Consider the following 12745-nt stretch of genomic DNA (forward strand, 5'->3'; position numbering starts at 1 on the left):
GCTCCGCGCCGCAGCGCCGCTACAGGCGCGACAGCTCCGGCCCGCCGCGCCGGCCCAGCCAGGTGGCGTCGAAGCGCTTCTGCGCAGCCGCCAGCGCTGGCTTGTCGCCGCGCAGGCGGTACACCTCCACCAGGCCGCGCAGCGCCCAGCCGTTGCTCGGCGTGCGCGCGAACGAGGCGCGGAACGCGGCCTCCGCGTCATCCAGCCGGCCGGCCCGCAGCAGGGCCGCGCCCAGCGACTGGCGCACCGGGTAGTACCAGTACGGCGGCTCGGTGTAGGGCAGCGCGTCCTGCAAGGCCACCCCTTCCTCGTAGGCCTTGATGGCGGCGGGCAGGTCGCCGCGCGCTTCGGCCAGGCGGCCGGTGGCGACCGCGCGCGCGGTGCGCACTATGTCCTGTCCCGGCACGCCCCAGTCGGCGAGCGGCTTGAAGTCGCCGCCGCGCTCGATGGCCGCCAATGCATCAATCTCCCCCTGGCTGTTCGACTGCATGCCCTTGCGCGCGTAGCCGACCGCGCGCGCGTAGTGCCACATGGCGCGCACCAGCACAAACTGCGGGTCGGGCGCGGGCAGGGCGATCAGCTGCTCGGGGCTGCTGAACTGCACGTGCGAGAAGTAGGGCGCGGCCTTCACCGCCTGCATGCCGGCAAAGCTGGGCAGCGCTTCCACCGGGACCGATTTGTCCAGCTTGGCGGCGGAGGCCAGCGCTGTCGGGCCGTCGCCGCCCATCAGCGCGGACACCATGGCGAAGTGGATGTTGTGCGGATAGTAGGCGCCCTTGTAGACGGCGTCGCTCCCGGACTTGCCAAAGTACTGCTCGTCGATGGCCATCGCATCCAGGTTGGACTGCAGCGCTTCCCGGTACAGGCCCACGCGGTAGTAGATATGCGAGGGCATGTGGACCAGGTGGCCGGCGCCCGGAATCTGGCGCGCCAGGGTGCGGGCATAGGGCAGCGCCTTGTCCGGATGGCTGGACGCTTCCATGGCGTGGATGTAGTAGTGCACCGCGCCGGGATGGGTGGGGCTGCGCTCCAGCACGCGCTCCAGCGCGTCCACCATCTCCGGCGTGCGGCCCTTGCCGCGCGTGCCGGCCGCCTCCCAGTAGTCCCACGGCGACAAATCCATCAGGGACTCGGCGAACAGCACCTGGGTGGTGTCGTGATTGGGGAAGGCGCGCGCCGCCTCGGCCATGGCGTTGGCGTAGGCCGCGTCCAGCTGGGCGCGGCTGTCCGGCGCAGGGGACTGGTAGCGCTGGGCCACCGCGCGTATCAGCGCCTGCTCGGCCGGCGTGGCGCGCGCGGCCAGGCTGGCGGCCTTGGCTGCCGCAGCGGCGGCGGGCTGCACCGCTTCCGGGAACATGGGCGCGTTGATGTTGGGGCCGAGCACCAGGGCCTCGCCCCAGTAGCACATGGCGCAGCCGGGATCGTGGCGCTGGGCGGCGCGGAAGGCGCGCGCCGCTTCCGCGTGGTTGAACCCGAACAGCAGGCGCAGGCCCTGGTCGAAGTAGGCCTGGGCGCGTGCGTTGGTGGTGCTGACCGGCAGGTGCAGGCTGCCCAGATTGTCGTACAAGGGCGGATCGCTTGCGGCGGCGGGCTTGCGCTCCTGCTGGGCCGGGCGGAAGGGCGCGGTTTCGGTCTGCGCGGCCAGCATGGCCAGCAGCAGGGGAGGCCGTCCGGCCTGGGCCGCCGTGCACATGGCCTGCGAGCTGAATAGCGGATCGAAGCCGGGGGCGGAGCTTTCCGCCTGCGTCAGCGCCACCGGACAGAGCGACAGCAGGGCGGCGGCGGTGTATATGCGTGGGCAAGGCATGGCGCTCTCCTTCCGTTTTTGTTGGAATCTCTGGAGTTTAGGAGACGGGGATCGAAAGGCAAGCGCGGTCAGGCGGAATATAATGGCGCACTCCATAGAAAGGCCATCATGTCGCTACGTTTCGGTACTGTACTGCTCCCTCTCGCAATCATTACGGCCGGTGTGCCGGTGCAGGCCGCCGTGGCGGCCCCCGCAGCGGCTCCCGCCATTGCCCCCGTGGCCGCATTCGACAAATGGTCGGAAGGCTTTGCCGACTACTACATGCGCCTGAACCCCGAGTACACGACGGCCAGCCAGTATTTTTCCGGCGCCGAACAGGACCAGCTGGACCGGCTCCTGGCGCCGGTCACGCAGGCCGCCCGCGACCGCCAGGCAGCATTGGCGCGCGAGGGCCTGGCCAGGCTGGACGTCTTCCTCGCCGGCCCGCTCAGCGCCACCCAGCGCGCCTCGGCCGAGACCATGCGCTGGACGCTGTCCAACGAACTGGCCGGCCGGCCTTTCCAGGACCACCTGTTCATCTTCTCCCAGCTGGGCGGCCCGCAAGTTGCGCTGCCGCGCCTGATGACGCAGCTGCACCCCATGCGCCGCGCGGCCGACGTGGACAGCTACCTGGCGCGCCTGGAGCTGGCCCCGGCGCGGCTGGACGAAGCCATCGCCATGGCGCGCTCCGCCGCCGCACGCTCGCTGCTGCCGCCGCGCTTCATCCTGGAGAAGGCGCAGCAGCAGGTGGCCGCCTTCCTCAAGCCCGCAGCCGGGGACAATGTGCTGGTGGCCTCGCTGGCCGAGCGCAGCGCAAAGATTGCGGACCTCACGCCGCAAGCCCGCAGCGCCGCCATCGCGCGCGCCACCCGCATCGTGGACAAGGGCATACGCCCGGCCTACGCCCGCGTGCAGGCCATGCTGGCGGAGCTGCATCCGCGCACCGGCAACGAAGCCGGCATCTCGCGCCTGCCGAACGGCGCCGCCGCTTACGACTATCTGCTGGCGCGCAACGCCGGCACCAGCCTGAACGCGGAGCAGGTGCACGGCATAGGCTTGCGCGAGGTGGCCCGCATCGAAGGGGAGATGGACAAATACCTGCGCCAGCTCGGCTACGCCGAAGGCAGCATCCAGCAGCGCATGGTGAAGCTGGACAAATCGCTGCAGCCTGCCAGCACGCCCGACCCGCGCCCGGCCATGCTGGCGCGCTACGCCGAGCTGCTGCGCGACGCCGAACAGCGCAGCGCGGCCCTGTTCAACCTGAAGCCGCGCGCGCCCATCGAAGTGCGGCGCGAACCGGCGCTGACCGAAACCACCAGCTCCGCGCACTACACGCCGCCGGCGCCGGACGGCAGCCGTCCGGGCGTGTTCTGGATGCCGCTGCCCGGCCCGGAATATGAGATGGTGGTGATGCGCACGCTGGCCTATCACGAGGGCGTGCCGGGCCACCATTTCCAGATCGCGCTGCAGCAGGAAATGGCGGACCTGCCCAAGTACCGCGCGCGCCGCATCTTCAGCGGCGGCAGCGCCAACAGCGAAGGCTGGGCCTTGTACGTGGAGCAGCTGGCGATGGAGCAGGGCTGGTACGATGGCGACACGGTGGGCATGCTGGGCGGCCTGGCCGAGCAGCTGTTCCGCGCGCGCCGCCTGGTGGTGGACACCGGCCTGCACACCAAGGGTTGGACGCGCCAGCAAGCCATCGACTACGGCATGCCCGCGTCCGAGGTGGACCGCTACGTGGCCAACCCCGGCCAGGCCTGCGCCTACCTGCTCGGCATGCTGCGCATACTCGAACTGCGCGAGCAGGCCCGCAGCGCGCTCGGCGAGCGCTTCACGCTGCCCGCCTTCCACGACGTGGTGCTGCGCGCAGGCTCGGTGCCGATGGACGTGCTGGCCAAGATCGTGGCCCAGTGGATAGCCGATACCAAGGCTGCGGCGTGATGATGGCGGACTGGTTCTCGCCGGCGCAGTGCGTCGGCTACGTGGCGTTTGTGCTCGGTGTTGGTTCCTTCCTGCAAACCAGCGACCGCCGCTTCAAGCTGTTCATGGCCGGCGAATGCCTGGCCTACGTGGTGCACTTTGCGCTGCTTGGCAATCCGACGGCGGTGGCCAGCTCCACCATGTCCATGCTGCGTTCCCTGCTGGCGCTGCGCACGCGTTCCGTGTGGGTGATGGTGGCGGTGATCGCCGCCAACCTGGCCCTGGGCGTGGCGCTGGCGAAGCAGCCCAGCGACTGGCTGCCGCTGGCTGCGTCCTGCCTGGGAACGTATGCGCTGTTCCAGCTGCAAGGCATCCCCATGCGGCTGGTGATGCTGTGCGGGACATGCCTGTGGATCGCCAACAATGTGATCGCCGGATCGATAGGCGGCAGCGCACTGGAAGTGGTGGTGGCCGCCGTCAACCTGAGCACAATCTGGCGCATGGCGCGCCGGGACAAGGCGGCGCAAACCGCCTAGGCCGCGCCAGGCAGGAGCAGCAGCTTGCCGGTGGTGGCGCGGCTCGCCATGTCCGCATGGGCCTGGGCCGCATCCGCCAGCGGATAGACGCCGCCGATATGGACAGCCAGCTTGCCCTCGAGGATCCAGCCGAACAGCTGCTCCGTGCGCGCGCGCAGCAGCTCCGGCGTATGGATGTGGTCCATGAACACCGCGTAGCCCAGCTTGATGCTCTTGGGCAGGCTCATGATGTCGAGCGGCCCCGGCCCGCCCAGCACCGGGCCGTACCAGCAGAACGTGCCCGAGCGCCGCAGCACGTCCAGCGAGCCCTGGAAGGTGGACGGGCCGGAGCCGTCGAACACCACATGCACGCCTTCGCCGCCGGACAGCCGGCGCGCCTCTTCGGCGAAATTGCCCTCGGCATCGACGATCACGTGCTCCGCGCCGGCCGCCTTGGCCGCCGCCACTTTGGCCTGCGACGACACGCGGCCGATGACGCGCCCGCCGCGCAGCTTGATGATCTGGCTTAGCAGCAGCCCCACTCCCCCGGCCGCCGCGTGCACGAAAGCGATGTCGCCCGGCTGGACGGGATAGAAGTCTGTCGCGAAATGGCTGGCGGTCAGGCCCTGCATCATCACCGCCGCAGCGGTCTGGTCGCTTATGCCGTGCGGAACGGGCACCAGCGACGCGGCGGGGATCGCGATCTTTTCCGCGTAGCTGCCGGGCGCGTAGACCCAGGCCACGCGCTGGCCCAGGGTGAAGCCTTCCACGCCTTCGCCCAGCGCAAGCACGCGGCCCGCGCCTTCCACGCCGAGGATTTTCGGATTCGGCATCTCGTTCCAGGCCATGCCCTGGCGCACGCCGATATCCATGAAATTCACGCCCGCCACAGCCACTTGCACCAGCACTTCTCCCGCGCCTGCCACGGGCTCCGGCCGCTCCACGTGCGCCATTGCATCGATGCCGCCGATGTCGTTCATCACAACTGCCTTCATGTTCGCTTCCTTTTTACAGATTGGTGGTGACGTCTATAATAGGAATGAGTATCAGGACGATCAATCGCCGAAAGTCCATATCTGTTGCCCACTCGTCCAGAACTGAAGAAATATGGATCCTTTGACCGACATCCTCTCCGGCCTGCGCATCCGCCAGGCCAATTTCACCCGCATGGACGCCAGCGCGCCCTGGGGCGTAAATTCGCCGGGCGAGGGCGGCGTGAACTTTGTGCTGCTGGTGCGCGGCTCGGCGATCCTGTCCACGCCCGGCAGCCCGCAGCCGATCGCGCTGCGCAGCGGCGACGTGTTCATCAAGCTGGACGACAGCCCCTACCGCCTGGTCGACCGCGAGGACTCGGCCCTGATCGACTGCGTGGAGGTGGAGAAGCTGCGGGTCGGGAACCATATCCAGGTGGGCGGGGGCGGCGCGGTGACCACCTTCATCAGCGGCTGGTTTGCGCTGGACGCGCTGGAGGCGGGGCCGTTGATGCGGGTGCTGCCTCCGCTGCTGTGCCTGAAGCTGGACCAGCACCGCAGCCTGGCGTTCCAGTCGGTGCTGGAGATGCTGGCGCTGGAGACGGAGTCGCCCGGCATGGGGGCGGAAGCGGTGGTGAGCCGCCTGTTCGAGCTGTTGTTCGTGCATGCGATCCGCGCCTACTCCATGCAGCCGGGCGGCCCCACGCGCGGCTGGCTGGGCGCCATTGCCGACCGCAACCTGGCGCTGGCACTGGAGGCCATGCACGGCGCGCCGGCGCAGGACTGGACCGTGGAATCGCTGGCGCGCACGGCCGGCATGTCGCGCTCCGGCTTTGCGGCCCGCTTCAAAACGGTGGTGGGCCAGTCGCCGCTCGACTATCTGACCCAGTGGCGCATGCACTGCGCAACGCGCTTGCTGCAGCAGGGGAATGCCGCCTTGTCCGAGGTGGCGCGCCAGGTTGGCTATGAGTCCGTGGCCGCCTTCAACCGTGTGTTCCGCCGCGAAACCGCCATGACGCCGGGCGCGTTCCGCAAGGTGGGCCTACAAGGCGTTCGGTGAGGCAGTTGCAGCTCAGACGCCCCACATGATGTATTCGTTTTGCTGGCTGGCCGAGCGCAGCATTTCCAGGAGCGGAAAAGCGCGGGCTGAGAAGCTCACCCGCTGCAAAGCCGCGTGTTCCGCGCTTTCGCCTTCTTCCTGTTCGGGCGTATGGACGTCGTGCTCCACGTCCTGCTTCGGGTGTTCCTTGGTGAAGGCCACTTCCTGCTCCAGCAGCGAGAGCGCCTGGGTGGCTTCCGCAGCCGTGATGACGCCGCGCTGCGGGCTCTTGTGCAGCAGCCGCAGGATGCGCTCTGCATGTTCCTGATACATCAACACTTCCGGGGAGGACTTGGATTTGAATGAAATTAACATACGCACAATTTCCTGGTCAGGTCATACACGATGACGTTGCAAATGCACTGCGTTCAGCCAGGCAGCCGCTTCAATGTGCGCTGCCTGCTGAGGTGACATTAGCCCCGTTTGGCCGAATTCCCAAATGAATTCGGCCCGCTTAAGCGGCTTTTAAGGGCGCGCCAGCTTTTTCACCATGGCCAGCGCAACTGCCTTGGCCGACTGCGGGTTCTGGCCCGAGATCAGTTCGCGGTCCTCCACCACGTTCTCGCTCCACGCCTTGGCCTCGACGAAGTTGGCGCCGGCTGCAACCAGGCCATCCTGCGGGAACAACTTCATGTGGCCGCCGTTCAGGAAACCCTTGGCCTGTTCTTCTTCTTCATTGGTGAAGGCCGTCATCTTGTAGTCCTTGTAAATCCACTGAGACGGCTGCGGACGCTGGCCCGCTTCCAGTTTGGCCACGTAGCCGTGCGCATCGGGAACGGTGGACAGCAGGGCGATGGTGCCGTGGCAGGTCAGGCCGGTGGTTTTGCTGTTGTTGTGGAAGTTGGTCAGCAGCTCGCCCAGGTCCTTGTTCTTCAGCAGGTCCTGCATTGGGATATGGCCGCCCGGCACAAACACGGCGTCGAACTTGTCGTAGCCGATCTTCTTCACTTGCGCCAGGCTGATGGCCGGCGAGCCGGTCTTGGCCGTCAATTTGAGCGTGGCCAGCAGCGCCTTGCTTTCCTGGCGCGCCTTCTCATTGCCGCCGAAGAAGCTCACATCGTCCGACTTCTGGTCGGCCGACGGCGCTTTGCCGCTCGGCGTTGCGAACACCACCGTGTGGCCGGCGGCGATGAAGGTCTGCACCGGCTCCATCAACTCGTTGAGGAAGAAGCCAGTCTGCATGACTTTGCCGTCCTGGAGGTTGAGCTTGTCCTGGTCGGATACCACGACCAGTACGGTCCCGGCGGTGGCGAAATTGGCGGCGGCGGCCAGCAGGCCAGCGATGATGGTCTTTTTCATTTACAACTCCTGAGTGTGAGGAGGGCGGCTTGCCCTCCGATGTACACAGCGTATTGCAAACGCCAAAGGCTGTAAATGTCGTAGGATTTACTTCACTTGTTACGTGGCGTAATAATTGATGCGGCGCTGGAGCCTGCATCAGGCGTAGGCTTGCAGCATGGACAAGGCCAGTCGGACTGCGGTGCCGCCCGCCGGGCCCTTGCCGATTTCGACCTCTCCGCCCAGGCGGCCGATGCGCTCGCGCATGCCGGTAATGCCCCAGTGGCCGCTTTTGCCGTGCCGCGCGACTGCCGGATCGATGCCGACGCCGTCGTCGCAGACCTCGGCCTGCAAGCCGGTGTCGAGGAAGGCCAGGCGCACGTCGATATGCCGGGCCTGGGCGTGCAGCACGCTGTTCAGCACAGCCTCGCGCAGCACGCAGGCCAACTCCGGCCCCGCCTCGGCGCGTAGCTGGCGCGGCTGGCCGGTCACCGTAAAGCTCAGGCGCTGTTCCGCGCCGGGCGCCGCTTGCGCGGCCGCGTCGCGCAGTGCGGCGAACAATTCGTCCACGCCGGGCGCGCGGCGCAGCTCCATGACTTCGTCGCGGGTGCTGGCCACCAGCGACTCGGCGTAGTCGAGCGCCTGGCCGGCCAGGCGCTGCAATTCCGGCTGCTGCGCCAGCTTTTGCTCGACCACGTGGAAACGCAGCAGCAGCGCTTGCACCGCCTGCAGCAGATTGTCGTGCAGCGAGCGCGCAATCCGGCCGCGCTCCTGCAGCGTGGCATCCATGCGCAGCGCGATATATTGTTCGGCGCGGCGCCGTATCACGGACACCCGCCAGCGGTACAGCAGTGCGGCCGCCGCTAGCAGGACCAGCGCACAAGCCAGGTGGAACCAGGCCGTCTGCCAGAACGCGGGCTCGATCCGGAAGCTGAACTGGGCGCCTTCGAGGTTCCACACGCCGTCCTCGTTGGCGGCGATGACGCGGAAGCGGTAGGGGCCGGGCGGCAGGTTGGTGTACTGCGCGCGGCGCTCCGGCCCGGCTTCGCGCCAGTCCTGGTCGACGCCGTCGAGGCGGAACTTCAGGCGCACCCGCTCCGGGATCGACAAGGCGGCGGCGGTGAAGCTCAATTCGATCGCGCTGGTCTGCTGCGGCAGCACGAGCTTGTCGGCCGGCAGATATTCCTGCTCGGGTGTGCGCAGCGATTGCAGCAGCACGGTGGGCGCGCGTGGATTGCGCGGGATGCTGGCCGGATCGATCCAGCCCACGTCCGTAATCGTGGCGTAGTACAGGCGGCCGTCGTGCGCCAGTGCTAGCGAGGGCTGCGGCCGGGCCTGCGCCGCCATGCCGGTGACGCCGTCCTCGAAGTTGAACAGCTCGGCCTGCAGTGCCGTTTGCGGCGCACTCCAGTAGCGCGCGAGGTCCTGCGCCGGGATGCGGTGCAGCCCGTCATTGCTGTGCAGCCAAAGATTGCCTTGCCGGTCCAGCACCATGCCGGTGACGCGCTGCAGGCTGTCCGGCTGCTGCAGTTTCATGGCGTGCGCGCGGCCGCCTTCGATCCAGGCCACACCCTGCTCGCCCCCCGCCAGCAGTTTGCCGCCCACGTCTAGCAGGCTGAGCACATTGCCGATCCGCAGCCCGGCGCTGGCGGGCAGCAGCCGCGCTTCGGTTGCGCTGAGTTCGGCCAGGCGGTTGTTCGTCATGCCCAGCCAGGTCTTGCCGTTGGCGCCGGTGAGCATGCTGATCGGCGTCGCATCCTCCTGCCCGCGCAGGCGCTGGTCTTGCTCCCACTGGCCATGCTCGAAGGTCCAGAGGCCGCTGCGGGTAATGGACACCAGCAGGCGCCCCCCTTGTCCCGCCGCCAGCGCCTGGATTTGCTTGCTCGGCTCCATGCCGGCCGGCAAATCCCAGCGTTGCTGCGTGTCGCCATGGAACTCCCACAGCGCATCGGCAGTGCCAACCCACACCAAGTCGGGCGCCAGCCGCAGCAAGGTGTGGGGGGCGTCCAGCGTGGTCTCCTGCCGGCTGCCGTCGCTCTTCAGGCGTGCCAGCGGCGCCTTGGCGGCGCCCAGCCAGAGCTCGTCGCCAAAGCCGCGCTGCGCCAGCCAGTAAAAGGCGTTGACCGGAGCCGGCAGACGGTGGAAGCGGTGGCGGCGGTAGCGTTCCACCCCGCCCGGGGTCAGCAGCCATAGATTGTTTTCGCGGTCTATCGTGGTGCTGGTGTAGATGGTGTCGCGCTCCGTCCCGGTGGGGAAAAGTTCGGCGGCGCGCAGCACGCCGTCGCTGCCGGGCGCCAGCCGCACCAGCCCGTCCTCGCGCGTAGCCCACAGCGTGCCGTGCGGCCCGGGTATCGGCGAGCTCTGGTACCGCGCCGGCTGATCAAGCGGGGCAGGGCGCGGCGCGGCTTGTATGTCCAGCACCTGGTACTGCTGGCCGGGCGGTTTGAAGTACATGCCATCCGTGCACCAGGTGACCCGGGACTTCGGCGGAACCTGCGCGTGGACAAAGCGCTCGCTGCCAAGCGGGCGGACATAATTTTCGGATGCGATATTCACCCACAACCGGCCGGCCTTATCGTGATTGACCCAGCGCACCGAGCCTTTGGGCAGCGAGTCTTGCCCCACCGGCAGCCATTTTCCGTCCTGCAGCGTGACCACGCCGCTGCTGGTGGCGACATACATGACATTGTTCTTGTCCGTGGTGATGTCCATCACTGAGCCGCGCGGAAAGCCCCGGCCGGCGGCGTAGTGCGTGGCGCGCTCCGGCGTGAACAGGCTCAGGCCGCCGAAGTAGTAGCCGACGGCCAGGGCGCCCGCCACCTTGTGCGTGGACATGACGTTGGTCGACCGCAGGTCGTGGCCGTACACCTTGCTCACTTTGCGGAAGCGCATGCCGTCGAAGTTGTAGAGCCCCACTGCGGACGCGAACCACAACATGCCGTCGTCGGTCTGGGTTGCGGTCAGGGCCTGCTGGGGCGCGCCGTCCGCCTGGGTCCAGCGGCGCCGCTGGTAAGACTGCCCGTCAGGCTGCAATTCGGTGGCGTGGGCGGCCAGCGCGAGCAGCCAGTAAAGCATGAGCGCTGCCCAGCGATGGTTAAACATGGGATTGCCTTGCATGCAGCAAAGCATCAATATTACCCGGAAGCCGGATCGGGCGTCGGCAGGTTGGCGCGTGCGCTGCCATTTTAAGATCGCCGCCTGCAGCTAGGCCCAAGGATTGACAACCGTCAGGCCCGCCGCCTCATAGGGGGCCGTGTCGCGCGATGCCACGATGAATTTCCGAGAATCTGCAATGGCGGCGATGTAGCTGTCTGGCATGGGAAATCCATGCCCTGCGGCCTTGGCTGCAACTGCCAGTTCGGCGTAGTGCCGGGCCGCGTCAGTATCAAAAGGAAGTATGCGACCCTTGAATAGTCCCAGAAGAGCGTCAAGGGCTCGCGTCAGTAAGTCCTGCCGCTTGCCGGCTGGGAGTGAGTGGATGCCGAACAGTAGCTCGGCAAGGGTAACGCTGGATAGATACAGAGTCTCGGCGGCCTGATTGTTCAGCCAGGCTTGGACCGCAGGGTGGGGCGCGGCCTTCATCGCCTCCGAAATAACGTTCGTGTCGAGAATGATCATTCAAACCTCGGCGGCTCGGCCGGTGTTTTGTCCCGGGTTTGGATCATGGTTTCAAGATCGTCATCCGTGATGCCTATCTCCCGTCCCAGGGCGGCGAGCGCGTCTCCCATGCGGACGCGGGCTTCGGGCTTCACCGCACTGGCCAGTATTTCACGAACCTCCGCCTCGGTGCTGCGCCCGTGCAGTGCGGCCCTCACCCGCAATGCACGGTGCACATCTTCGGGTAGGTTGCGTATTGTAAGCATAGCCATAGCGTTTCCCTTAAACTGCATTCAATGCATTCAATGCATTCATACTAGGAAATTGCATGCAGGACTGCAAGGCGCTTGGTCGTCGCCGGACGCAAAAAAGCCACCCGAAGGTGGCTTTCTGAATTCTTGGTGGCCCGGGGCGGAATCGAACCACCGACACAAGGATTTTCAATCCTCTGCTCTACCAACTGAGCTACCAGGCCAAGAGCGCGCAATTATAGCAGGCGGATCCGGGTTTGCCAAGCCGCGTTTTGCGTGGACGGCAAAATGGCCGTCAGAGGGTAAGATTCGTGGTTGATATTCTTGGATTGGAATTCCCATGGTCATAGTCACACACAGCGGCAAGTTCCACGCGGACGATGCCTGGGCGGTCGCCGTATTGAACATCTTGTTCCCGGACAGCGAAATCATCCGCACGCGCGATCCGGCCGTCATCAAAGCGGCGGACTTCGCCATTGATGTCGGCGACGTCTGGGACCCGGCCTCTGGCCGCTTCGACCACCACCAGAAAGGTTTTAGCGCGGCAAGGCAGAGCGGTGTGCCTTACGCCAGCGCGGGGCTGGTCTGGCGCGAATATGGGGCGCGCTGCGTCGCCGCGCTGTCCGCCGCGCATGCGGGACACGAGCTGCCGGAGGATAAGGCGCGCGAGATCGCCTACGCCATCGATGCCGACATCGTGCAATACCTGGATTTGTCGGACGTGGGCGCCGCGAAAAGCGCGCCGGGCGGCTATGGCCTCTCGGCGGTGATCTCGGGCTTCAATCCGAACTGGCTGGACGAGCAGCGGCTGGGCTACGACGGCGAGGCGGACGCATACCGGCTCAGCCAGTTCCGCTGCGCGATGGCGTTGCTGACCGACGTCCTGATCAACGCGGTGAAATACCGGGTTGCCGCCTTGCTCGCGCTGGAGCAGGTGCGGCAGGCGGAGGTGCTGGAGGACGGCAGGGTTATCTTCCTGAAGAACAGCGCGCTGCCCTGGAGCCATGTGGTGCGCAAGGAAATGCCCAAGGTGCTGTTCGTCATCAGCCATAGCATCGCCGAGCAGCGCCACGTGCTGCACACTGTCCCGGTCAGCGCCGGCAGTTTCGATGCGCGCGCCGACTTGCCCGAGGCATGGGCGGGGCTGCGCGATGCGGAACTGGCGGCGGTGACTGGCGTGCCGGACGCAACGTTCTGCCACAACGGCAGATTCATCGCGGCGGTCAAGTCCTACGAAGGCGCGCGCGCCATGGCATTGCTGGCGCTCAAGGCGGTGGAGGAGGATAGTTTGCGGCAGGCTCAGTGCTGAGCCGTTGACGGCGCCGGGC

General features: G+C 66.9%; 11 protein-coding genes and 1 tRNA gene. 4 read left to right on the forward strand and 8 right to left on the reverse strand.

The window, feature by feature from the left end:
• Positions 1-19 precede the first annotated feature (19 nt).
• On the reverse strand, positions 20-1807 hold the full coding sequence (locus tag KT882_RS05405) for a tetratricopeptide repeat protein (RefSeq protein WP_228894768.1): 1788 nt from the start codon (positions 1805-1807) through the stop codon (positions 20-22).
• A 108-nt stretch (positions 1808-1915) separates the two neighbouring features.
• Here KT882_RS05405 and KT882_RS05410 point away from each other — a divergent pair, with 108 nt between their 5' ends.
• Both KT882_RS05410 and KT882_RS05415 read left to right on the forward strand, forming a co-directional pair.
• Entirely contained in the window at positions 1916-3727 is a 1812-nt protein-coding gene (locus KT882_RS05410) for a DUF885 domain-containing protein (protein WP_228894769.1), read from the forward strand.
• Positions 3697-4242, forward strand: a complete 546-nt coding sequence (locus KT882_RS05415; protein WP_228894770.1) for a YgjV family protein — start codon at positions 3697-3699, stop codon at positions 4240-4242. The genes KT882_RS05410 and KT882_RS05415 overlap by 31 nt, the downstream gene beginning before the upstream one ends.
• On the opposite strand, the gene KT882_RS05420 is transcribed toward KT882_RS05415, so the two are convergent.
• A complete protein-coding gene (locus KT882_RS05420) occupies positions 4239-5216 on the reverse strand; it encodes a quinone oxidoreductase family protein (RefSeq protein ID WP_228894771.1) in 978 nt (325 codons plus the stop codon). The genes KT882_RS05415 and KT882_RS05420 overlap by 4 nt on opposite strands.
• A 112-nt stretch (positions 5217-5328) precedes the next feature.
• Here KT882_RS05420 and KT882_RS05425 point away from each other — a divergent pair, with 112 nt between their 5' ends.
• Positions 5329-6252, forward strand: coding sequence for an AraC family transcriptional regulator (locus tag KT882_RS05425; RefSeq protein ID WP_228894772.1), 924 nt, complete (start codon positions 5329-5331; stop codon positions 6250-6252).
• A 12-nt stretch (positions 6253-6264) separates the two neighbouring features.
• Here the strand turns inward: KT882_RS05425 and KT882_RS05430 are convergent, their stop codons facing one another.
• The 6 genes from KT882_RS05430 to KT882_RS05455 form a co-directional block, all read right to left on the reverse strand.
• Complete coding sequence (locus KT882_RS05430) at positions 6265-6606, reverse strand: DUF1840 domain-containing protein (RefSeq protein ID WP_267478639.1); 342 nt, start codon at positions 6604-6606, stop codon at positions 6265-6267.
• A gap of 150 nt (positions 6607-6756) precedes the next feature.
• The gene (locus KT882_RS05435) at positions 6757-7590 is read right to left on the reverse strand and encodes a type 1 glutamine amidotransferase domain-containing protein (RefSeq protein WP_228894774.1); all 834 of its coding nucleotides are present in this window, start codon (positions 7588-7590) and stop codon (positions 6757-6759) included.
• A 138-nt stretch (positions 7591-7728) separates the two neighbouring features.
• Positions 7729-10671 carry a sensor histidine kinase gene (locus KT882_RS05440; protein ID WP_228894778.1) on the reverse strand — a complete coding sequence of 981 codons (2943 nt, stop codon included), beginning with the start codon at positions 10669-10671 and terminating at the stop codon, positions 7729-7731.
• 102 nt (positions 10672-10773) lie between these two features.
• Positions 10774-11187, reverse strand: coding sequence for a type II toxin-antitoxin system VapC family toxin (locus KT882_RS05445; RefSeq protein WP_228894779.1), 414 nt, complete (start codon positions 11185-11187; stop codon positions 10774-10776).
• The gene (locus tag KT882_RS05450; RefSeq protein WP_228894780.1) at positions 11184-11438 is read right to left on the reverse strand and encodes a FitA-like ribbon-helix-helix domain-containing protein; all 255 of its coding nucleotides are present in this window, start codon (positions 11436-11438) and stop codon (positions 11184-11186) included. Before KT882_RS05450 ends, KT882_RS05445 begins: the two co-directional genes overlap by 4 nt.
• A 127-nt stretch (positions 11439-11565) precedes the next feature.
• Positions 11566-11641, reverse strand: a tRNA-Phe gene (locus KT882_RS05455).
• Positions 11642-11757: 116 nt separating this feature from the next.
• On the opposite strand from KT882_RS05455, the gene KT882_RS05460 reads away from it, so the two are divergent.
• Positions 11758-12726 carry an MYG1 family protein gene (locus tag KT882_RS05460; RefSeq protein ID WP_161074146.1) on the forward strand — a complete coding sequence of 323 codons (969 nt, stop codon included), beginning with the start codon at positions 11758-11760 and terminating at the stop codon, positions 12724-12726.
• Positions 12727-12745 lie beyond the last annotated feature (19 nt).

The organism is Pseudoduganella aquatica (genome assembly GCF_020865585.1).
GTDB classification, from domain to species: Bacteria; Pseudomonadota; Gammaproteobacteria; order Burkholderiales; family Burkholderiaceae_D; genus Rugamonas; species Rugamonas aquatica_A.